Source organism: Geodermatophilus sp. SYSU D01176 (genome assembly GCF_054050015.1).
The window spans coordinates 202,526-222,673 of sequence record NZ_JBJGYN010000003.1; the positions used below are offsets into that span (position 1 = coordinate 202,526).

General features: G+C 75.3%; 23 protein-coding genes. 13 read left to right on the top strand and 10 right to left on the bottom strand.

The features are described from left to right. Nucleotides 1-115: 115 nt before the first annotated feature. A complete protein-coding gene (locus ACI78Z_RS03780) occupies nucleotides 116-2,362 on the bottom strand; it encodes a helicase-associated domain-containing protein (RefSeq protein ID WP_457035181.1) in 2,247 nt (748 codons plus the stop codon). Nucleotides 2,363-2,414: 52 nt separating this feature from the next. On the opposite strand from ACI78Z_RS03780, the gene ACI78Z_RS03785 reads away from it, so the two are divergent. From ACI78Z_RS03785 to ACI78Z_RS03795, 3 genes are all read left to right on the top strand, one after another. Next, on the top strand, nucleotides 2,415-2,942 hold the full coding sequence (locus ACI78Z_RS03785) for a hypothetical protein (protein ID WP_457035182.1): 528 nt from the start codon (nucleotides 2,415-2,417) through the stop codon (nucleotides 2,940-2,942). A gap of 118 nt (nucleotides 2,943-3,060) precedes the next feature. Beyond that, nucleotides 3,061-3,276 (top strand): hypothetical protein, encoded by a 216-nt coding sequence (locus tag ACI78Z_RS03790; RefSeq protein WP_457035183.1) that lies wholly within the window; start codon nucleotides 3,061-3,063, stop codon nucleotides 3,274-3,276. 2 nt (nucleotides 3,277-3,278) lie between these two features. Further along, nucleotides 3,279-4,934, top strand: coding sequence for an AMP-binding protein (locus ACI78Z_RS03795; protein WP_457035184.1), 1,656 nt, complete (start codon nucleotides 3,279-3,281; stop codon nucleotides 4,932-4,934). A gap of 57 nt (nucleotides 4,935-4,991) precedes the next feature. Here the strand turns inward: ACI78Z_RS03795 and ACI78Z_RS03800 are convergent, their stop codons facing one another. Beyond that, entirely contained in the window at nucleotides 4,992-5,765 is a 774-nt protein-coding gene (locus tag ACI78Z_RS03800) for an endonuclease/exonuclease/phosphatase family protein (protein WP_457035185.1), read from the bottom strand. 76 nt (nucleotides 5,766-5,841) lie between these two features. Between ACI78Z_RS03800 and ACI78Z_RS03805 the strand changes: the two genes are divergently transcribed. Then, complete coding sequence (locus ACI78Z_RS03805; RefSeq protein WP_457035186.1) at nucleotides 5,842-6,411, top strand: nucleotidyltransferase family protein; 570 nt, start codon at nucleotides 5,842-5,844, stop codon at nucleotides 6,409-6,411. Here the strand turns inward: ACI78Z_RS03805 and ACI78Z_RS03810 are convergent. Both ACI78Z_RS03810 and ACI78Z_RS03815 read right to left on the bottom strand, forming a co-directional pair. Then, nucleotides 6,398-6,715: a DUF202 domain-containing protein gene (locus ACI78Z_RS03810; RefSeq protein WP_457035187.1), complete on the bottom strand. Its 318-nt coding sequence runs from the start codon at nucleotides 6,713-6,715 to the stop codon at nucleotides 6,398-6,400. The genes ACI78Z_RS03805 and ACI78Z_RS03810 overlap by 14 nt on opposite strands. After that, nucleotides 6,712-7,059, bottom strand: coding sequence for a YidH family protein (locus ACI78Z_RS03815; protein ID WP_457035188.1), 348 nt, complete (start codon nucleotides 7,057-7,059; stop codon nucleotides 6,712-6,714). Before ACI78Z_RS03815 ends, ACI78Z_RS03810 begins: the two co-directional genes overlap by 4 nt. A gap of 144 nt (nucleotides 7,060-7,203) precedes the next feature. Here ACI78Z_RS03815 and ACI78Z_RS03820 point away from each other — a divergent pair, with 144 nt between their 5' ends. Then, nucleotides 7,204-7,599, top strand: a complete 396-nt coding sequence (locus ACI78Z_RS03820) for a cold-shock protein (RefSeq protein ID WP_457035189.1) — start codon at nucleotides 7,204-7,206, stop codon at nucleotides 7,597-7,599. Nucleotides 7,600-7,660: 61 nt separating this feature from the next. On the opposite strand, the gene ACI78Z_RS03825 is transcribed toward ACI78Z_RS03820, so the two are convergent. Then, complete coding sequence (locus tag ACI78Z_RS03825; protein WP_457035190.1) at nucleotides 7,661-8,137, bottom strand: DUF2771 family protein; 477 nt, start codon at nucleotides 8,135-8,137, stop codon at nucleotides 7,661-7,663. Continuing rightward, nucleotides 8,134-9,681 (bottom strand): MFS transporter, encoded by a 1,548-nt coding sequence (locus ACI78Z_RS03830; RefSeq protein WP_457035191.1) that lies wholly within the window; start codon nucleotides 9,679-9,681, stop codon nucleotides 8,134-8,136. The genes ACI78Z_RS03825 and ACI78Z_RS03830 overlap by 4 nt, the downstream gene beginning before the upstream one ends. An 88-nt stretch (nucleotides 9,682-9,769) precedes the next feature. Between ACI78Z_RS03830 and ACI78Z_RS03835 the strand changes: the two genes are divergently transcribed. Next, complete coding sequence (locus tag ACI78Z_RS03835) at nucleotides 9,770-10,567, top strand: DUF3027 domain-containing protein (RefSeq protein ID WP_457035192.1); 798 nt, start codon at nucleotides 9,770-9,772, stop codon at nucleotides 10,565-10,567. Nucleotides 10,568-10,803: 236 nt separating this feature from the next. Here the strand turns inward: ACI78Z_RS03835 and ACI78Z_RS03840 are convergent, their stop codons facing one another. After that, on the bottom strand, nucleotides 10,804-11,028 hold the full coding sequence (locus ACI78Z_RS03840; RefSeq protein ID WP_457035193.1) for a DUF2530 domain-containing protein: 225 nt from the start codon (nucleotides 11,026-11,028) through the stop codon (nucleotides 10,804-10,806). A 147-nt stretch (nucleotides 11,029-11,175) separates the two neighbouring features. Here ACI78Z_RS03840 and ACI78Z_RS03845 point away from each other — a divergent pair, with 147 nt between their 5' ends. From ACI78Z_RS03845 to thpR, 6 genes are read left to right on the top strand one after another with little or no spacing between them, the layout of a single operon-like run. Further along, nucleotides 11,176-12,723, top strand: coding sequence for an NCS2 family permease (locus ACI78Z_RS03845; protein ID WP_457035194.1), 1,548 nt, complete (start codon nucleotides 11,176-11,178; stop codon nucleotides 12,721-12,723). Between the two features lie 37 nt (nucleotides 12,724-12,760). Further along, on the top strand, nucleotides 12,761-13,195 hold the full coding sequence (locus ACI78Z_RS03850; protein ID WP_457035195.1) for a MarR family winged helix-turn-helix transcriptional regulator: 435 nt from the start codon (nucleotides 12,761-12,763) through the stop codon (nucleotides 13,193-13,195). After that, entirely contained in the window at nucleotides 13,192-13,626 is a 435-nt protein-coding gene (locus ACI78Z_RS03855; RefSeq protein WP_457035196.1) for an MFS transporter, read from the top strand. Before ACI78Z_RS03850 ends, ACI78Z_RS03855 begins: the two co-directional genes overlap by 4 nt. Further along, nucleotides 13,530-14,525, top strand: coding sequence for an MFS transporter (locus ACI78Z_RS03860; protein WP_457035197.1), 996 nt, complete (start codon nucleotides 13,530-13,532; stop codon nucleotides 14,523-14,525). The genes ACI78Z_RS03855 and ACI78Z_RS03860 overlap by 97 nt, the downstream gene beginning before the upstream one ends. A 20-nt stretch (nucleotides 14,526-14,545) precedes the next feature. Then, complete coding sequence (locus ACI78Z_RS03865) at nucleotides 14,546-14,974, top strand: hypothetical protein (RefSeq protein WP_457035198.1); 429 nt, start codon at nucleotides 14,546-14,548, stop codon at nucleotides 14,972-14,974. Between the two features lie 20 nt (nucleotides 14,975-14,994). Then, entirely contained in the window at nucleotides 14,995-15,537 is a 543-nt protein-coding gene (gene thpR, locus ACI78Z_RS03870; protein WP_457035212.1) for an RNA 2',3'-cyclic phosphodiesterase, read from the top strand. Nucleotides 15,538-15,748: 211 nt separating this feature from the next. On the opposite strand, the gene ACI78Z_RS03875 is transcribed toward thpR, so the two are convergent. Together ACI78Z_RS03875 and ACI78Z_RS03880 are read right to left on the bottom strand one after the other, a co-directional pair. Next, on the bottom strand, nucleotides 15,749-17,572 hold the full coding sequence (locus tag ACI78Z_RS03875) for a peroxidase family protein (protein ID WP_457035199.1): 1,824 nt from the start codon (nucleotides 17,570-17,572) through the stop codon (nucleotides 15,749-15,751). A gap of 195 nt (nucleotides 17,573-17,767) precedes the next feature. Further along, the gene (locus ACI78Z_RS03880; protein WP_457035200.1) at nucleotides 17,768-18,736 is read right to left on the bottom strand and encodes an aldo/keto reductase; all 969 of its coding nucleotides are present in this window, start codon (nucleotides 18,734-18,736) and stop codon (nucleotides 17,768-17,770) included. Nucleotides 18,737-18,764: 28 nt separating this feature from the next. On the opposite strand from ACI78Z_RS03880, the gene ACI78Z_RS03885 reads away from it, so the two are divergent. Beyond that, nucleotides 18,765-19,577, top strand: a complete 813-nt coding sequence (locus tag ACI78Z_RS03885; protein ID WP_457035201.1) for a thioesterase family protein — start codon at nucleotides 18,765-18,767, stop codon at nucleotides 19,575-19,577. A gap of 3 nt (nucleotides 19,578-19,580) precedes the next feature. Here the strand turns inward: ACI78Z_RS03885 and ACI78Z_RS03890 are convergent, their stop codons facing one another. Continuing rightward, the gene (locus tag ACI78Z_RS03890) at nucleotides 19,581-20,138 is read right to left on the bottom strand and encodes a TetR/AcrR family transcriptional regulator (RefSeq protein ID WP_457035202.1); all 558 of its coding nucleotides are present in this window, start codon (nucleotides 20,136-20,138) and stop codon (nucleotides 19,581-19,583) included. Nucleotides 20,139-20,148: the final 10 nt, after the last annotated feature.

The following is a 20,148-nucleotide window of genomic DNA, read 5'->3' on the forward strand; positions in this document are numbered from 1 at the left end:
CGGGACCTCTCGTGAGGGGGAGGGGGCGGCGGCCGTACAGCGGCGGTTTCCGCGGAAATCGCCGGGCCTCGGACACGGTAACCACCGGGGACGACAGGTCCTTCCCGTCGAGCGGTCAGCCGGCGCCGTCCTCGACCAGCGCCACCGACGTGATCCGGTGGACGGCGAAGGTGCGGCTCTCCCCGCGGCGCTCGTCGTAGCCCTGCAGGAAGCCGCCGGCCAGCGACACCGGCTGGACGACGCGCTGGCTGCCGCTGCCCTGGGCGTCGACGTAGCCCAGCCACACCGGCACGCCCTCGCGGACCGCGCGGGACAGCAGCTCCAGCGTGCCGGCCGTCGTCCCGCCCGGCACCTGCCGCACCGCCTCGCCGCGGCGGGCGGCCAACGCGGCGTCGCCCGCCCGGATCTCCCGCACCGTGGCGGCCAGCTCGTCGCCGGTGAGCGGCCGCGGCGCCTGCGAGGCGGACCCCCCGGGACGGCGGCCGGCGGCACGGGGCCGGGCCGGCGGGCGGGTGAGGACGGCGCCGCCGGGGGACTCGCCGGCCGGGGCGTAGCCCGCCTCGCGCAGCACGGTGAGCACCTCGTCGGCGCCCAGCCCGCTGACCAGCACCCCGGGGGCGAGGCGGCGCAGCTCGGCGGTCGCCGTCCGCCGGTCGTTGAGCACCTGGGAGAGCAGCCCGTGGTCGTCGGAGCGCACGTAGCTCTCGATCGCACCCACCCGCAGCCGGCCGTGCTGGCGGGCCGCGTCGTCCACCAGGTAGTCCAGCGCCTGGGGCACGGGGGTCCGCGAGGCGCGGGCGAAGAAGTCGTGCAGGTCGGTCGCCGACCACCCGGAGTCCAGGGCGCGGCGCACGCTGGCCTCCGACACCCGGAAGACCGTCGCCCCGCCCGAGGACTCGACGTCGGCGACGACGGCCAGGGTGTCGGCCAGCTCGGCGACCAGCGGGCCGGGCGCGACCAGCGACAGGTCCGGCTGGGCCAGCACGTGGTCGACCGGGGCGGGCAGCAGCCCGCGCACCGCGTCGGCCGCGCCGTCCTCGCCGGTGGCCAGCAGTCCGCGCCCGCCGCTGGACAGCACCCCGTTCACGACGACGCCCAGCCGCGCGGCCTCGGCGAGCAGGTCGGGGACCGGGGCCAGCCGGTCGGCCCGCCGCGGGGTGCGCCAGCGCAGCACGGCGACCAGGTCACCGGCGGCCACGCCGCGGCCGGGCGGGTACTCGGCGAGCGCGGTCAGGACCGACCGGCGGATCGCCGGCGCGGTGTGTCGCACCAGGTCGGGGGAGAGGGCGTTGACCGCCTTGCCGGCGACGTCGCGCTGCCCGGCGAGGGAGGGCAGCCGGACGGCGGCCAGCCAGCCGGCGGCCAGCGTCGCCCAGCGGTCGGGCAGGTCCTGCTCCCGCCACACGTCGAACGCCCGCGTGGGCAGCCACTCGTCGCGGTGCGGGCCGCCGACGTCGAGCAGGCCGGCCGCGTGGGCCAGCTCCAGCAGCCAGCCGGCCTCCGGCTCGGGGACGTGCAGGGCGCGGGCCAGCCGCTTCTGGTCGCGGACCCCGATCCCGCCGCTGCGCAGCAGCCCGGCCGGCTCCTCCTCGAGCAGGGCCAGCAGCTCGCCGACCCGTCCGATCGCCTCCATCGCGGCGCCGGCGGCCTGCCGGTCGACGACGGCGGGGTCGCGCTCGACGACGGCCGGCTCCGGGCGCAGCCGCGGTGGTCCGTAGGGCAGGCCGCCGCGGAGCTGCAGCCCGATCTCGCGGGGCAGCTCCACGTTGAGCGCGTCGATGCGCGCCAGCAGGCCGCGCTGCAGCAGCCGGCGGGCGGGCGAGGCGGCGCCGCCGTCGGTGTCGGGGAGGTGGCCGACCGGTCGCTCCCCGGACAGCCGCTCCAGCACGTCGCGCTCCTCGGCCGGCAGCTCGGCCAGGGCCTTCGGCAGGTCCGCGGGCAGCGCCAGGCGCAGCTCTCCCGCCCGGCGGCCCAGGCCCGCCGGGTACCGGACGGCGCGCCGCACCGGCTCGGGGGCGTGCAGCACGTCGTCCCCCCACAGCAGCGCCCGCGTAGTCAGCCGGTCGACGGCCGCCTCGAGGACGTCGTCGGGTACCGCCGGCAGCGCCGCGGGCAGGTCGGCGGCGTCGACCCCGTCGGTGTCCGCGAGCAGCACCACGTCGAGCACCTGCAGCGTGGCGGCGTCCAGCTCGTCGAGGGCGCGGTCGACCGACACGGGCACGGCCAGCCGGCTGGCCAGCGCGACGACGTCGGACGGCGCGGGACGGGCCACGTCGGGCCGCGCGGCCAGCAGCGCGGCGAGCTGCTCGTCGCTGCGGGTGCGCAGCCAGGAGGCGAGCGTCGCGGGGGCGGGCGGGGACATCCGGTCCACGTTACGTCGCCGTCCCCACCGACGCCCCTGCCAGCATGGGAGCGTGATCCCGGCCGCGGAGGACCCGCAGACCCGCGCCGCGCTGACCGGCTACCAGGCCGGCGCGCTGCGCTGGCTGGCCGGCGGGGTCATCGCCGTCGTCCTCGGGGTGCTGCTCGCCGCCGCGGCGGTGACCATCGCCCGCGACTCCGGGCGGCAGCTGCCCCTGGCCGGCCTGCTGGTGGTCTCGCTGGTGTTCGTCGGTGCCGTCGCGGCCGTCGCCGGCGCCGGTGCGCTGGCCCGCCACCACCGCTGGCGGCGGGCGCTGCAGACGGTGCCCTGGCAGACCGGCGTGCTGCGCGTCGCGGGCCCCGCGGTGCTGTCCTTCGAGCCCGAGGGCTACGACGAGCTCGACCCCCTGGCCGAGCCGGTGCGGCTGCGGCTGACCAGCACCGCGGTGTGGCGGACCCGCGCGGTCCAGCAGCTGCACGACGCGGTGGTGCGTGCCGCGCCGGTCGGGCCACGCGAGTGGGTGCTCACCGCGGACGGCGTCCCCACGGTCTACGGCGCCCGCGCGGTGCGCCACCACTGACCCCACGCAGGGGCTGACTTGCGTGCATCCGGGGTACTGCTTCCGCCAAGATGCACGACGGACGCGCGGGCACCGCGCGGTGCGCGCGAGAACTGAGCACATCGGAGGACACGGCGACATGGCGAAGCGGAACACGAAGCACGACCACCTGAGAGAGCCCACCTGGGGTGTGTCGGACGACGGCGGCGCTCCCGTGAGCGAGTTCCTCGCGGAGTCGGCCGGCCCGCTGTCGCCCTTCGGTGAGGACCACGACTTCCCGCTGCCGCCCAACCGCCTGCGGTACGCCCACCCGACCGACAAGCCCAACCGGGCCGGCGTCCAGGCGGGGGAGTAGCCGTGACGACACCCGCGCTGCCGTCCTACAGCAGTGGCACCTCGACCGTGCCCCTCCTCGGGGACACCATCGGCGCCAACCTGGACCGGACGGCGGCGCGGGTGGGCGACCGTGAGGCGCTGGTGGAGTGCGCCACGGGTCGCCGCTTCAGCTACACGCAGTTCGTCGCCGAGGTCGACGCCGTGGCCCTGGGGCTGGACGCGCTCGGCGTCGGCAAGGGCGACCGGGTGGGCATCTGGGCGCCCAACTGCGCCGAGTGGGCGTTCGTCCAGTACGCGACGGCGAAGCTCGGCGCGATCCTGGTCAACATCAACCCGGCCTACCGCACGCACGAGCTGGCCTTCGTCCTGCAGCAGGCCGGCATCTCGGTCCTGGTCAGCGCGCCGGAGTTCAAGACCAGCGACTACCGGGCGATGGTCGCCGAGGTCCGCGGCGACTGCCCGGGCCTGCGCGAGGTCCTCTACCTCGGCTCGGCGGAGTGGGACCGGCTGGTCGCCACCGGCCGGTCCGGTGACCGCGGGCTGCTGGCCGAGCGGGAGACCCGGCTGTCGGCCGACGACCCGATCAACATCCAGTACACGTCCGGGACGACGGGCTTCCCCAAGGGCGCCACGCTCACCCACCACAACCTGCTCAACAACGGCTTCTTCGTGGGCGAGGGCTGCGGCTACACCGAGGCCGACCGGATCTGCATCCCGGTGCCCTACTACCACTGCTTCGGCATGGGCATGGGCAACCTCGCGGCCACCAGCCACGGCGCCACCATGGTCATCCCCGCGCCCGGCTTCGACCCGGCCGCGACGCTGCAGGCGGTCCAGGACGAGCGGTGCACCTCGCTGTACGGCGTCCCCACGATGTTCATCGCCGAGCTGGCGCTGCCGGACTTCGCGTCCTACGACCTCTCCAGCCTGCGCACCGGCATCATGGCCGGCTCGCCCTGCCCGGTGGAGGTGATGAAGCGGGTGGTCTCGGAGATGGGGATGACCGAGGTGACCATCTGCTACGGCATGACCGAGACCTCCCCGGTCTCCACCCAGACCGGCGCCGACGACGACCTGGACCGGCGCACCTCCACCGTGGGTCGCGTGCACCCGCACCTGGAGGTCAAGGTGATCGACCCCGAGACGGGGCTGACCGTGCCGCGCGGCACGCCGGGGGAGTTCTGCACCCGCGGCTACTCCGTGATGCTCGGCTACTGGGACGAGCCGGAGAAGACCGCCGAGGTCATCGACGCCGCCCGCTGGATGCACACCGGCGACCTCGCCGTGATGGACGCCGAGGGCTACCTGAACATCGTCGGCCGGATCAAGGACATGGTCATCCGCGGCGGGGAGAACGTGTACCCGCGGGAGGTCGAGGAGTTCCTCTACACCCACCCGGACATCGTCGACGCCCAGGTCATCGGCGTCCCCGACGAGCGCTTCGGTGAGGAGCTCATGGCCTGGGTGCGGCTGCGGGAGGGCGCCGAGCCGCTCACCCCCGAGGCGCTGCGCGAGTTCTGCGCGGGCAAGCTGGCCCACTACAAGATCCCGCGCTACGTCAAGATCGTCGACGCCTTCCCGATGACGGTCACCGGCAAGGTCCGCAAGGTCGAGATGCGCCAGGTCTCGGTCGAGGAGCTCGGGCTCCAGTCCGCCGCCGCCGTCCGCAACGCCTGAGCCCGGTCCCGGGCGGCGGTTTCCGCGGAAACCGCCGGGTGCAGACTCCCTCCCCGGTCAGGCAGGTGCGCAGGGCACCACGAGGGCCCGGTGGTCCGACAGCGGCAGCCGCACCGCCTCGGCCGGCCCGCGTGCGGTGATGGGGCCGCGCGCCAGCACGTGGTCCAGCTGCCGGGTGGGCTCGTCGACCGGGAAGGTCGCCGCCGTGGCCGGTGCCAGCGGCTGCAGCCCGCTGACCCGCACGGCCTGGCCCGCCTGCATGTTCAGGTCACCCATGAGGACCAGGGGCTCGCAGGTGCCGGTGAGCGACCGCACCAGCTTCGACAGCTGCAGCGCGCCCCAGCCCGGCACGAACGACAGGTGGGTGTTGCAGACGGTGAACTGCCCCGACGGTCCATCGAGGACGGCGGCGACGGCGACCCGCGGCTCGTCGCCCACCATCGTCGGCCGCGGGGCGCCGCGGAACCACACCGGCACCCGGCTGCGCAGGGCGGGCAGCCGCACCACCCGCCAGGACACCACCGGGTAGCGCGACAGCAGCGCGATCCCGTAGGTGGCCGATCCGGGCTGCTCCTCCCCGGTGGCGGCCATCCAGGTGCCGCCGGGAGTGCCGTGCAGCGCCGCCACGAACTGCGAGTCCACCGCGCCCATCGCCTCGGCGGCGACCGCGGTCAGGTCCGCGCCGAGGGACCGTGGCTGGTCGCGGTCGACCTCCTGCAGTCCGAGCACGTCGGCGTCCAGGGTCTTCACCGCGGTGGCGAGGCGCTCGACGTCCACCCGGTCGTCGACCGGCGAGCGCCCGTGGAGGATGTTGAAGGTCGCGATCCGCACGAGCGTTCCTGTGCCCCGCGCGCCGCCGTCCACACCGTCACGTTCCGACGGGCGCACCCCGGGTAGCAGGTGCTGCGTGCTGCCGTCCGACCGCGAAGAGATCCGGGACCTCCTCAAGCGCGTCGCCGTCGCGCTCAAACAGGGCGACGTCCCCTTCGCGCTCTGCGGCGGGTACGCGGCCTGGGTGCGCGGCGCTCCCGAGCCGGACCACGACGCCGACTTCCTCGTGCCCGCCGCCGAGGCCGAGCGCGCGGCGAAGGTGCTGGCCGAGGCCGGGCTGCAGGTCGTCGATCCGGCGGAGGACTGGCTGACCAAGGTGGTGCAGGGCAACTCGTTCGTCGACGTGCTGTGGCGCACCTGCGGCATCCCGGTGGAGCAGGACCTCATCGACCGGGCCGAGGACCTGCCGGTGCTGTCGGTGCACATGCCGGTGCTCGAGGCCACCGACATCGTCGTCACCAAGCTGATGGCCCTCGACGAGCACTACTGCGACTACGGGCGGGTGCTGCCGGTGGCCCGCGCGCTGCGCGAGCAGGTCGACTGGGACCGGGTGCGCCGGGAGGTGGCCGCCAACGACTTCGCGGCGGTCTTCCTCGTCCTGCTCGACCGGCTCGGCATCGTCGAGCAGCCGGTCAGCGGGGACTGAACACCGCCACGAGGGCGGCGCCGGCCACCGTGACGACGACGGCCGTGGCCAGCAGTGCCAGGCGCGGCACCGCGACGCCCGTGCCGCGGTCCAGCGCCCGCTCCACCGCCCGCTCCCGCAGCGGCGCCAGCCCGCCGAGGACGGCGAGGCCCAGCAGCGCGACGACGCCGGCCACCGCCAGCCGCACCGGCGCGCCGCCGGTCACGGCCGCGCGGGCCAGCAGGCCGGCGACGGCGAGCACCCCCAGGCCGGTGCGCTGCCAGGACAGCACGGTGCGCTCCGGCTGGGTCTCCTGGGCGCTCACCTCCGGAGCACCTCGATCCCGACGAGGACGGCGACGACCACGAGGACGGCGGCCACCGCCGCGACCAGAGCCGGCAGCACGCGGCCGGGTGGCAGCGGCCGGTCGGCGTCGATCGCCCGCTCGTTGCGCCGCCAGCGCACGTACCCGCCGACCGCTGCCCCGAGCCCGGTCAGGACCAGCGCCACCGCGACCGCGGCGCTGCCCCACCCGACCCCGAGGTCGGGGGCGTACTCGGCCACCGCGACCCCGCCTGCGACCAGCGCCAGCCCGGTGCGCAGCCAGGCCAGCAACGTCCGTTCGTTGGCCAGCGTGAACCGGTAGTCGGGGTGGTCGGGCGGTGGCACCGGCACAGGCTAGGCCGGTCGCCGGGGCAATCCGGGTGGGCCGGCGGGGTGTGGCGACTAACCTGAGCACCGCGGCGACCTGTGCCGCATCCGTCCTCCCGGCCTGGTGCCGGGCCGCCCGCGACCGACGACTGAGGGATCAACGTGCCCACCGGCAGAGTCAAGTGGTTCAACCCGGAGAAGGGGTTCGGCTTCCTTTCCCGTGAGGACGGCCCGGACGTCTTCGTGCACAAGGACGCCCTCCCGGCCGGCACCAGCGAGCTCAAGCCCGGTCAGCGGGTGGAGTTCGGCATCGTCGCCGGCCGCCGCGGCGACCAGGCGCTGCAGGTGCGGGTGCTCGACCCGCTGCCCTCGGTGACGGCGGCACACGCCGAGCGGACCCGCAAGAAGCCCGACGAGCTGGTCCCGATCATCGAGGACCTGATCAAGCTGCTCGATGACGTCTCCAACGGGCTGCGCCGCGGCCGGCACCCCGACCGGCCGGTGGCCCGCAAGGTCGCCTCGGTGCTGCGCGCGGTCGCCACCGACCTGGAGCACTGACAGAGGACCACCCCCCCACGCCTCGCAGGCTCAGGCGGAGGGACCGTGGAGGGTGGCCGGGTCAGCCCTGGGGCGGGGCGCTGCTGGTCGGCGTCCCGCCCAGGTCGCCACCGGCGCGGACGAACCCGACCGGCCACGCCCCGCTGAAGCCCTCGCACTCCTCGACGGCGTCCTCGACGACGACGAGGTAGAACGCCGGCGGGACGACGTCGGAGCTGTTGACCTCGAACACGGCCGCGCCGGTCTCGACGTCCACGATGCCGAGCCGTTCCTGGATCTGCTCGTCGTAGACCTGCACGTCCCAGCCGTTCTCGGCCACCGAGTCGGGCACGGTGAGCCGGATGGTGGTGCCGGGGGAGACCTCGACGATCGGCGAGGCAGGAGGGAACTGCTGCCGCTCGCCGTCCACGCAGGACTGGCTGGGCGGGACCTGCACCTCCTGCGGCCCGGCCTCCACGACGACGTCCTGCGGCCCGGACGGCCCGGAGCCGCAGCCGGCCAGCAGCAGGACGACGGCCGGGATCGCGACCCGCCTCACGAGAGCCGGCCCAGCGGGTCGGTCAGCGCGTCCGCGGCCGGCAGCGGCTCGGTGGGCGCGGCGCCCCGGCGGCGCGGACGCCAGAGCACCAGCCCGACGGCGAGCACGAGCAGGGCGGCGGCGACGGTGAAGCCCAGCCAGCCGGTCGGCGGCAGGGCGATGCCGAGCGCGCCGCCGACGACCCAGGACAGCTGCAACACGGTCTCCGACCGGGCGAACGCCGAGGCCCGCAGGCGCTCGGGCACCTCACGCTGGATGATCGCGTCGAGGGCGACCTTGCCCAGGGCGTTGGCGACGGCGGCCACGCCGGCGACGAGGGCGGCCATCGGGAAGCTGTAGAGGACCGCCGCGACGACGCTGATCGCGGCCGCGCACCCCGCCGACCAGAGCACCAGCCGGTCGGGGTCGGCCCGGTGCAGCCGGGAGCCGACCGCGGTGCCCAGCACGCTGCCCACGCCGGCCGCCGCGGCGACCGCGCCGAGCGCCACGGTGCCCTGCCAGCCGCCCGCCACCGTGGCCTGCACGAGGAACGCGGAGAAGATCGTGAGGAAGCCGCCCAGGCCGCGGAGCGCGGCGTTGGCCCGCAGCGCGACGACCACCCGGGGGCTGACCGGGCGTCGGCGCCGCCCGGCAGTCACGGGCTGCGGTGCGGTGGAGAGGACGTCGGCGGGCAGCTCTCCGGTGGGGACGTCGACGTGGCGGGGCAGCCGCACCGCGAGCACCGCGCCGCAGGCGAAGACCGCGGCGGTCGCCCACAGCAGCCACGGGAAGCCGAGCGCCCACGCCAGCCCGGCCCCGATCCCGCCGAAGACGGCCGCGGTGAGCAGGCCGAACACCGACGTCCGGGCGTTGGCCGAGGTCAGCGACATCGCGCCGGGCAGCACCCGGGGGACCACCGCGGCGCGCAGCACGTTGTGCGCCTTGGACAGCACCAGCACGCCGAGCGCCGCCGGGTAGAGCCAGAGGTCGTCGAAGTGCGCGGCCATGACCAGCGCCAGCGCGGCCCGCCCCAGCTGGCTCGTGGCCATGGCCCAGCGGCGGCCACGCTGCAGCCGGTCGAGCAGCGGCCCGATCACCGGGGCGACGACCGCGAACGGGGCCATCGTCATCAGCAGGTACAGCGCGACGTTGCTGCGCTGCGCGTCGGCGGTCGCGGCGAAGAACAGCGTGCCGGCCAGCGAGACGGCGACCATCGCGTCGCCGGCCATGTGCAGGGCGTTCACCCACAGCAGCTGGGCCAGGCCGCTGGAGCCGGCGCCGTCCGCCCGGCTCGCCGTCTGCACCCGGCGGACGGCGGCACCGGTCAGCTCACGGGTCCGCGCGGCGGCCACCCGGGTGACCGTCAGCTTCCGCGGCGGCGGGGGTGGCGGCGGCAGCGCGGCGGTCGGCGGGAGGGTGTCCGCGCCGTCCCCCGCCGCCGGCAGCGGGCGGGTGGCCGGCCGCTGCACCTCCAGGGGCGTGGTCTGCGTCCCGGGAGTCCCCGGCGGCGATGGGCGCCGGCGCAGGGCTCGGCGCCGGGCGCCGGGCGGACGGGACGACGACACGCAGCCCATGGTGCCGCACCGACCTGGGAGGACACGGCCGGCGCCCCCGCACCACCCGGCGCCCACCCTCGTCAGGGAGAATGGCGCCGTGGCCGAGTTCTCCGACCCCGCGGCCGCGGGGAGCGACGTGCCCAGCACCGCGGTCGAGCTGGCGCGGGACGCCGCGGTCGAGACCGCCGGGTCCCCCGACCTGGTCGGCGAGCACCTCGGCGCCACCCCCGAGACGCCGTCCGCCGTGCCGGTGGGTGGGGACCTCGGCGAGGTCGTCACCCACTCCTTCGCCAGCCGGCTGCCCGGCTACGTCGGCTGGTACTGGGCGGTCACCCTCGCCCGCGTGCCGGGCGAGGAGCAGGTGACCGTCGACGAGGTCGTGCTGCTGCCCGGCGAGCAGGCGCTGCTCGCCCCCGCCTGGGTGCCGTGGCACGAGCGGCTGCGCCCCGGCGACCTGTCGGTCGGCGACGTGCTGCCCTCCACCGAGGACGACCCCCGGCTGGTGCCCGGCTACACCTCCGACGACGACTCCGCCGACGACCCCGAGGGGTCCGTCGTCGCATCCGAGGTCGGCCTCGGCCGGGAGCGGGTCATGTCCCGGGAGGGACGGGAGGAGGCCGCCGCCCGCTGGAGCGCCGGGGAGTTCGGCCCCCGCTCGGCGATGGCCCGGCAGGCCCCCGGCCCGTGCGGCACCTGCGGCTTCTTCCTGCCGCTGGCCGGCTCGCTGCGGCACGGCTTCGGTGCGTGCGGGAACGTCTACGCCCCGGCCGACGGGCGCGTGGTCGCCGTCGACTACGGCTGCGGCGCGCACAGCCAGGCGACGCTGGCGACGGACGACGCGGCCGAGGTGGTGCGCTCGGCGCGCTACGACACCGGCTCGTTCGACGTGCTCTGACACTGTCGGCCCAGCGGCCGACAACCGCAGCCAGGTGCCGTTCCCCTGGTGAGCTGAGCGCGTCCCGGTCCTCGTCGGGGAGGCCTCCGGCCCCCGCTCCTCGAACCGACATCCGCGGCTGACCGCCGTCCCCGGCCTGAGCTGAGCCTCGGGTCGTGCGGTCCTCCGTGCGGTGCTGCAGGACCGCAGGAGCGTGTGGAACGCCGCAGCAGCGGAGGAGCGTGTCGGGTGGGCCTTCAGTCCCGGTGGCGGCCGATCTGGCCCTGCAGGCGCATGACGCCGAGCCCGACGCCGGCCAGGGCGATGCCGGCGACACACGTCCAGGTCCACACCCGGTCGACCCGGTCGCCGAGCAGCAGCAGCACGACGAGCGCCACCACCCACAGCACGGCCCCGATCAGCACCACCCGCACGGTGTCCACACGCAGCGGGGGAGGCGCCTGCTTGGCCGGTCGCGACACGCCCCGACCCTAGAACGCGCTGGCCCCGACGCGTGTCATGTCGCCGGAACGCAGGTGTGGCACGCTGTCGCCGCTCATCGCAGTCCCCACCGGACAGCCGGCGCGCTCCCCCCGCCGCTGTCCCGGCCGCGCGCCCGGAGAGTCGTCATGGCAGAGAAGTCCCGCCCGTCCTCGGGCAGCTCCACGGACGGTGGCACGCCGGCCGACGTCGCGGCCGGGGCCCAGCCCCCGCGGCGCAGCGAGGGCCCGCGGGTCAGGCCCAGCAACGGGCTCGACCGCTACTTCGGCATCAGCGCCCGCCGGTCGACGACGGGCCGCGAGGTGCGCGGCGGTCTGACGACCTTCTTCACGATGGCCTACATCGTGCTGCTGAACCCGATCATCCTGACCAGCATCCCGGGCCAGGACGGCACTCCGGGCGCGGACGTCACCGGCACGGTGCTGCCCTTCCCGGCGATCGCAGCGGTCACCGCGCTGATCGCGGGGGTCATGACGATCCTCATGGGCGTCGTCGGCCGCTACCCGTTCGCGCTGGCCACCGGCCTGGGCATCAACGCGATCGTCGCGGTGTTCGCGGCCACCCAGCTCTCCTGGCCCGAGATCATGGGCCTGGTGGTCCTCGAGGGCCTGCTCATCACGGTGCTGGTGCTGACCGGCTTCCGGAGGGCGGTCTTCGAGGCCATCCCGCCGCAGCTGAAGACGGCGATCGCCGTCGGCATCGGCTTCTTCCTGACCATCATCGGGCTGGCCGACGCCGCCATCATCCGGCCGGGCAACCCCCTGATCAGCTTCGGCATCGGCGGTCAGCTCGCCGGCTGGCCGATGCTGGTGTTCGTCTTCGGCCTGCTGCTGATGAGCGTCCTGGTCGTGCGGCGGGTCCGGGGTGGTCTGCTCATCGGCATCGTGGCCACCACGGTGCTCGCCATCGTCGTCGAGGCCCTCGCCGGGATCGGCCCGCGGATCGAGAACGGCGAGGAGGTCAACCCGCGCGGCTGGGCGCTGCAGGTCCCGGCGCTGCCCGAGGACGTCGTCAGCGCCCCGGACCTCTCCATCATCGGCGACTTCTCGCTGTTCGGCGGGTTCGAGCGGATCGGCGTCATCGCCGCGCTGCTCATCGTCTTCTCCATCATGATCGCCGACTTCTTCGACACGGTCGGCACCGTGACCGCCGTCGGCGCCGAGGGCGGGCTGCTCGACGAGAAGCGCAACCTGCCCAACTCGCAGCCGGTCCTGCTGGTGGACTCGCTCGCCGCCGCGGCGGGCGGCGCGGGCAGCGTCTCGTCGAACACGACCTACATCGAGAGCGCCTCCGGCGTCGCCGACGGCGCGCGCACCGGGCTGGCCAGCGTCGTCACCGGCGTGCTGTTCCTGGTGACCATGTTCCTCAGCCCGCTGGTGCTGGTGGTGCCCTCGGAGGCGGCGGCCCCCGCGCTCGTCATCGTCGGCGCGCTGATGATCAGCCAGATCCGGAACCTCGAGTGGGACGACATGTCGCTGGTCATCCCGGCGTTCCTGGCGATCGCGCTCATGCCGTTCACCTACTCGATCACCAACGGCATCGGCGCCGGCGTGGTCAGCTACGTGCTCCTGCGCTCGGCGGTCGGCCGGCACCGCGAGGTGCACCCGCTGATGTGGGTGATCGCCGTGGTGTTCGTCGTCTACTTCGCCCTCGAGCCGCTGCAGCAGCTGTTCTGAACGACGGTCCCGCCCGAGGTCGTTAGGCTGGGCAACCGTGAGCCGGACGACGCTGGACACCGCGGCGCTGGCCCACGACCTGCGGCTGGCCGTCATGCGGTTCTCCCGCCGGCTGCGCAACCAGCGGGTCGACCAGTCGGTGACGCTCACCCACCTGGCCGCGCTGTCCACGCTCAAGCGGCACGGCGCGATGAGCCCGGGTGAGCTGGCCGGCCACGAGCGGGTCCAGCCGCCGTCGATGACCCGGGTCGTCGTCGCGCTCGAGGGGATGGGGCTGGTCACCCGCAGCCCGCACCCGACCGACGGGCGGCAGGTGCTCATCGACCTCACGCCGGCCGGGGAGCAGCTGCTCAGCGCGGAGGCCCAGGCCCGTGAGGCCTGGCTCGCCGGCATGCTCCAGCAGCTGAGCGCCGAGGAGCGGGCGGTGCTGCGCGAGGCGGCCGTCATCATGGAGAAGCTGGCGAGTGGGTGAGCGGCCGGGCGACGGACGGCGGCACGTTCCGGTCGCTGCGGGTGCGCAACTACCGGGTCTACGCCTCGGCGAACCTGGTCAGCCTCACCGGCACCTGGATGCAGCGGATCGGCCAGGACTGGCTGGTCCTGCAGCTCTCCGGTGACGACGGCGTCGCCCTCGGCCTGGTCACGGCGCTGCAGTTCGGCCCCACGCTCCTGCTCGGCATGTACGGCGGCGTCCTGGCCGACCGCTACCCCAAGCGCCGGGTGCTCCTGGCCACCCAGACCCTCATGGGGCTCGTCGCCCTCCTCCTCGGCGTGCTCGTGGCCTCCGACGCATCGCCCTGTGGCACGTGTTCGTGCTCGGCGCCGCGCTGGGCTCGGTCTCCGCGATCGACGCCCCGGTCCGGCAGGCGTTCGTCCCGGAGATGGTCGGCCCCGACCTGCTGACCAACGCGGTCAGCCTCAACTCGACGATCTTCAACAGCGCCCGGCTGGTCGGTCCCGCCGCCGCCGGACTCGTCATCGGCGCGGCCTCCGGCGACACCGCGCCGACCTTCCTCGTCAACACGGCCAGCTTCGCGTTCACCATCGGTGCCCTGCTGGCGATGCGGCCCGGCGAGCTGCACCCCAGCCGCCCGGTGGCCCGCGCCCGCGGCCAGCTCCGTGAGGGGCTCGCCTACGCGTGGTCGCGCCCGGACCTCCGGCTGGCGATGGGCCTGGCCCTCGTGCTGGGCACCTTCACCTTCAACTCCCAGGTGACCATCGCGCTGATGGCCCGCGAGGTCTTCGGCGTGGGTGCCGAGGCGTTCGGCCTGCTCACGACCTGCTTCGCCGTCGGGTCGCTGTCCGGCGCGCTCCTGTCCACGCGCCGGACCCGCCGGCCGCGGCCGCGGTTCCTCGTGGGCGCGGCGGTGGTCTTCGGCCTGGCGTCGATCGCCTGCGGGCTGATGCCCACGTACTGGTCGTTCGCCGCGCTGCTCGTGCCGACCGGCGCCGCGGGCCTGGTGTTCAGCGTGGCCACCAACAGCTTCGTGCAGCTCGGCGTGGACCCGCAGCTGCGCGGCCGGGTGATGGCGCTGTACTTCACCTGCTTCATGGGCGGGACGCCGGTCGGGGCGCCGCTGATCGGCTGGGTGGCCGAGCGGTGGGGAGCGCCCTGGGGATTCGTCCTCGGCGGGGTGCTCGCGGTGGCTGCGGGGGCCGGGGCGGCGGGGTGGCTGGCGCGCGGGCGGCGGGTGCGGCTGGAGGCGGGCGTCGTCCCGCCGCGGCTGCAGCTCCACGTGGGACCGCGGGTCGCCGCCGGGGCGGGGTCGGCCGAGGCGCCGGGTACCCCGAGCCCGCCCTGAGGCCGCCGGTCCGTCGTACCGTGACGACCACCACTCTCGAGTCGTCCGCGGAGGCGGCAATGGGCAGCTCGCTGATCCACCTGGGGGCGATCGTCGGCGGCGTGGTGGGCTCGGTGGCCCTCATGGGCTGGCTGGCCCGGCTGGCGTTCGGCTCGGCCCGCCTGCCCCTGCCGCACCGGGTGGAGCCGGTGCCCGTCGGCCGCCCGCTCGAGCAGGTCGCTGCCGACCTGCGCCGGCTGGGCCGCCAGCTATCCACCGTGCCCGCCGGGGCGCCGATGGCCCGCCGGCGGGGGCTGCAGGCGGCCTACGACGACGTCCTGACCGAGGCGGCCCGGCTGCTGGAGGTGCCGCACCGGCTGGACGCCGTGCCGCCCGGGCGGCCCCGCGACGTCGAGCGGCTGCGGCTGCAGACCGCGCTGACCGAGGCCGGCCTGGTGGTGCCCGACTGACCGCGCCCCGTCCGCGCCGGCTGTTCTTCGCGGTGACGCCGTCGGCCGACGCGCTGGCCGACCTCGACCGCGCCCTGATGCCGCTGCGCGCAGCGCCGGGGGCACCGCGGTGGACGCCGCCCACGCGCTGGCACCTGACGCTGCTGTTCCTCGGCGCGGTGCCGGCCGAGCGGGTCGAGCGGCTGGTCCCCGCGGCCGGGCCCGCCGTGGCGGCCACCCCGCCGCTGACCCTGCGGCTGGCCGGCGCCGGGCGCTTCGGCTCGCGCCGTCGTCCGCAGGTGTTCTGGGCCGGGGTCGCGGGGGACGGCGACGCGCTGGGCGCCCTCGCCGGCCGGCTGGCCGCGGTGGCCCGCGGGCTGGCGTTGCCGGTGGAGGACCGGCCTTTCCGCGCACACCTCACCCTCGGCCGCTGGCGGCCCGGCCGGCCCGGGGACGGCGACCTGCCTGACCGGCTGGCCGGCTACCGCGGGCCGGAGTGGCCGGTGACCGAGGTGGCGCTGCTGGAGAGCCACCTCGGTCCCGAGCCGCGCTACGACCGGGTCGCGGCCTGGCCCGCCAGCTGAGGACGGCCACCCGTCACGGGCCCTCCGCCTGAGCCTGCGACGCGTGCGGGGGAAGGGTGATCGGTTCTCTCACAGCGGTGTGCCGGTGGGGTGACGGGTGCTGTCGCGGCAGCGAGATCACGTGATCGCGCACGGCTGAACGCCTGGAAGCGTGCGACATCACGCGATCTCGTCAGTTGACCACCTCCGTCAGCCAACCCGAGAACCGCTGTCAGACGACCGGGCCGGGCACCGGGGAGGTCGCTGCCGGGTCGGGCGCCTCGCCGGGCTCGAGCAGCTCGGGCTCCTCGTCGTCCGGCTCCTCGAGCTCGGGCTCCTCCTCGTGCGGCGCCTCGTCCTCGACGTCCTCCTCGCCCTCCGGGGCCTCGTCCTCCTCACCCTCGTCCTCCTCACCCTCGTCCTCCTCGCCCTCGGGAACCTCGAAGGCCCGCGGGTCGATGGCGTCGGCCCAGAGCAGGAAGTGACCCATGGAGTAGCCGGCGCCGGGGTCGAAGCCGGGGTTGGCGGTGAAGTAGGAGCTGGTGTCGCAGGCCATCAGACCGAGGATCACCTCGGCGACGATCGTGCCGCCGACCGGGCCCAGCCGGTGCCCGCCGAGCAGCTCGGCCTCCTTGAGCACGTAGAACCAGAGCGGCGCCTTGCCCTTCCAGCCCGGGTCGGTGAGCCCCAGTTGCTGGTTGGTGAGCGGCGGAAGGCCCATCGCGACGGCGACGTCCTGGCCGGCGGGCAGGCCCAGCCGCTTGCCGCGCAGCAGGTTGCGCTCGGCGAGGGACGTGATCGCACCGGCGGTGGGGGCGACGACGGTCGGCGGCAGCGTCGACAGCGGCAGCGACAGCTGCGTGTCGATCAGGCGCGCCATGTTGCGGTCGTCGGGCGTGCTCATGCCGGGGATCTCGAAGAAGTAGTTCCAGTCGATCCACAGGTCCTCCGGGACCGGCCGGTTGCCGCGCAGGTCCTGGTACCCCTCGTTGCCGAAGATCGGCACGGTCTTCTGGTCGTGCACCTCGTACTCGGCCCGGATCATGCTGTGCCCGAAGCGGTAGGCCGCGCCGGAGTACTCGACGGGCATGTACGGCCGGCGCGGGTTGCGCGGCTTGTAGAACCTCCCGAGGAACTCGATCGGCCCGCCGCGACGGCGGCGGACGAGCCGGTCGACGACGTCGCGGCCGACGATCCGCGGCAGGTAGTCGTTGACGATCAGCCACTGGTAGTGCCAGCGGACCAGCTGCTGGGCCTGCACGAAGGTCTTCCCCTCGTCGCGCAGCTTGTTGTGCAGGCGCAGGAAGACCGCGTGGAACTGCGCCACGATCAGGTTCTCGTCGTTGCGGGGGTCGCCGAGGTAGGCCGCGCCGACGTCGTCCCGGGGCAGGTCGCGCACGCCGTCGTGGTCGTTGCAGAGCAGGTAGCCCGGCCGCGCGGGGTCATAGAGTTCCGGGCTGCCGGCCGGGCCCTTGCCGTACACGCTGGCCAGGTCGAAGCGGGGCGTGTCGTAGTTGGTCATCGCCCGCGGGTCCTGCTGCTGCAGGCTGAGCGGCGTCTTGTCCAGCGTCATGTCGTGGTCGACGAACTGGCCGAGGTAGATGTAGCCGGCCGGCATGCCCGGGTTGTCGAAGGCGACGTCGGAGTCCTTGACGTCCGACAGCGGCGCCTTGCCGTCGTTCATGGCGACCGCCAGGGCGGTGAGCAGCGCGTCCGGCGGGGCGAAGGCCGGCAGCTTCTTGAACATGAGCCCGAAGCGGGCCTCGGTGTCCCGGCCGGCGCGCACCGCGATGTCGCTGCCGCGGGGGTTGCCGACGGCGTGTGCGCCGCGGGCGGCCCGCGGACGACGGGTCGGCGGCTGGGGCGCGGTCGGCGGGGGAGCCGTCGGCGGGCGGCGGGCCGGTGCGGCGTGCGCGGTCCCGCTCATCACCGGCAGCGCGGCGATCCCGGCCAGGCCGGCCAGCACCGCGCGTCGCGACACCCCGCTGCGCGTCGTCCCGGCGCCCGCCCCGCTGAACGGGCAGACCCCCGCCGCGTCGTCTCCGAACCCGTGCACGTGCACCCGCCCCCCGGCGTCGGAGAGCCCGCCCCCACGGCCGCTCTCGTGGGTTCCGAGGCTCCGGGAGAGGCTGGGGGGCCGGGCACACGCGGCAGAGGGGGACCCCGTCCCCCAGTCCTGGGGGGCCCGCGGGCGGCGTGTCGCGTTGAGTGAGGGCCCGGTGACACTCGGGTCGTTAGCGGGCCGCTGGGATCACCACGCGTACTCCATGGGCGCCGCACGGTAACCGGGGAAGATCTCGTCGAGCCGGGTCAGCTGGGCCTCGTCGAGGCGCACGTCCAGCGCCCGCAGCGAGCCCTCGAACTGCTCCATAGTGCGCGGCCCGACGATGGGGGCGGTCACCGCCGGCCGGTGCAGCAGCCAGGCCAGTCCGACGTCCGCCGGCGCGTGCCCCCACTCCCGGCAGGCGTCCTCGTAGGCCTGCAGCGCGGGCCGGTGCCGCTCGATGCGCTCGCGGTTGCGCTCCAGGTGGCGGCGGTCACCGGCCTGGCCGCCGAGCACGCCGGCGAGCAGGCCCTGCGCCAGCGGGCTCCACGGGATGACCCCGATCCCGTAGTACTCGGCGGCCGGAACCACCTCCAGCTCCACGTGCCGGGTGAGCAGGTTGTAGTGCGACTGCTCGCTGACCAGGCCCGGGAACTGCCGCCGGGCGGCCGCCTCGTTCGCCGCGGCGAGCTGCCAGGCGGCGTGGTTGGAGGAGCCGACGTAGAGCACCTTGCCCTGGGCGACGAGCGTCTCGCAGGCCTGCCAGATCTCGTCCCAGGGCGTGGACAGGTCGACGTGGTGGAACTGGTAGAGGTCGATCCAGTCGGTCTGCATCCGGCGCAGCGAGGCCTCGCAGGAGCGCACCAGGTTGCGGGCGGAGAGGAAGGTGTCGTTCGGCCAGTCGCTCATCGAGCCGTACACCTTGGTGGCCAGCACCGTCTTCTCCCGGCGCTCACCGCCACGGGCGAACCAGGAGCCCAGGACCTCCTCGGTCCGCCCCTTGCCCGCGTCGAAGCCGTAGACGTTCGCGGTGTCGACGAAGTTGATGCCCTCGGCCAGCGCCCGGTCCAGGATCGCGTGGGCGTCGAACTCGTCGGTCCGCCACCCGAAGTTCATCGTGCCCAGGCACAGCCGGGACACCGACAGGCCGCTGCGCCCCAGGTGCGTGTACTCCATGGACGACCAGCCTGGCAGGCTGCCGGGCGTGCCGCAGACCGCTGGGACCCCGTCCGCCTTCGACGCCGCCACGGCGGTGCGCCGTGCCGAGGGCGGCGGGCTGGTCGCCGACCTCGACCCGGGCTGGGACGTCGGGGGCGGCGTCCTCAACGGCGGCTACCTGCTGGCCGTGGCGGCCCGGGCCGCCGTCCTGGACAGCCCGCACCCGCACCCGGTCGCGCTGTCGGCGAGCTACCTGCGCGCCACCCCCGGCGGTCCGGCGCACCTGACCGTCAGCCCGGGCGCGGGCGGGCGCACGCTGGCGCACTCCGCGGTGCTGCTCACCGGTGCGGCCGGCCCGTCGCTCGCCGTCCAGGTGACGACGGCGACGCTCGGCACCGACCCGGCCGAGTACACCGTCAACGCCGCGCCGCAGCTGCCCGGCCCCGACGACTGCGTCGCCACCCGGGACACCACGGGCGGGCCCGTCGTCGGCCTCGCCCGGCAGATCGACACGCGGCTGGACCCCGCGACGGCGGGCTGGACGGTCGGGCGCCCGTCGGACCAACGGGTGCTGCGGGCCTGGATCCGGCTGGCCGACGACCGCGCCCCGGACCCCTTGGCGCTGCTGCTGTTCGCCGACGCCCTGCCGCCCACCGCCTTCGCCGTCGGCCGCCCCGGCTGGGCCCCCACCGTGCAGCTGCAGGTGCTGGTCCGCGCGCTGCCCGCGCCGGGCTGGTGCCTGGTCGAGTCGCGGTCCACCGAGGTGGCCGGCGGCTGGTCGGACGAGGAGTGCCGCATCTGGGACGCCACCGGCCGGCTGGTCGCCCAGGCCCGGCAGCTGGCGCGGGTGGCGCGCTGAGCGTCACCGGGGGCGGGGCAGCTCGACGTCCCCGGTGAGGTAGCGCTGCACCGTGGGGCCGATCGCCGCGACCACCGTCTCCGGCGCGGCCGAGGCGAGCGGCTCCAGCCGGAGCACGTAGCGGGCCATCACCAGGCCCATGACCTGGGAGGCGACCAGCGCACCGCGGGCCTCGCGCTCCTCGACCGGCATGTCCACCGACCCGACGACCCGCCGGACGACCTTGGTGACGACGAACTCGCGCAGCAGCTTCGCCGACCACTCGTGGTTCACCGCCGAGCGGACGAGCGCCAGGATGGCCGGCCGGGTCGGACCGTCCCAGACCCGCAGCACGAGGCCGATCACGGCCGCGCCCCGCTCGGCCGGCGGGACGGCCAGCACCTCGGGCAGCAGCTCGTCGGGGTCCGTCGGCGCCTGTACCGCGGCGAGGAAGAGGGCGTCCTTGGTGCCGAAGTAGTGGTGCACGAGCGCGGGGTCGACGCCGGCGGCGGTGGCGATGCCGCGGATCGAGGCACCGTCGAAGCCGCGCTCGGCGAAGGCGGTGCGGGCCGCGGCCAGCACCGCCTCGCGG

What these genes read in the sequence shown, in the direction of transcription:
- ACI78Z_RS03845 (WP_457035194.1), top strand. Translation starts at nt 11,176, where the DNA reads ATGGCAGAGAAGTCCCGCCCGTCCTCGGGCAGCTCCACGGACGGTGGC.
- ACI78Z_RS03880 (WP_457035200.1), bottom strand. Translation starts at nt 18,736, where the DNA reads ATGGAGTACACGCACCTGGGGCGCAGCGGCCTGTCGGTGTCCCGGCTG.
- ACI78Z_RS03790 (WP_457035183.1), top strand. Translation starts at nt 3,061, where the DNA reads ATGGCGAAGCGGAACACGAAGCACGACCACCTGAGAGAGCCCACCTGG.
- ACI78Z_RS03780 (WP_457035181.1), bottom strand. Translation starts at nt 2,362, where the DNA reads ATGTCCCCGCCCGCCCCCGCGACGCTCGCCTCCTGGCTGCGCACCCGC.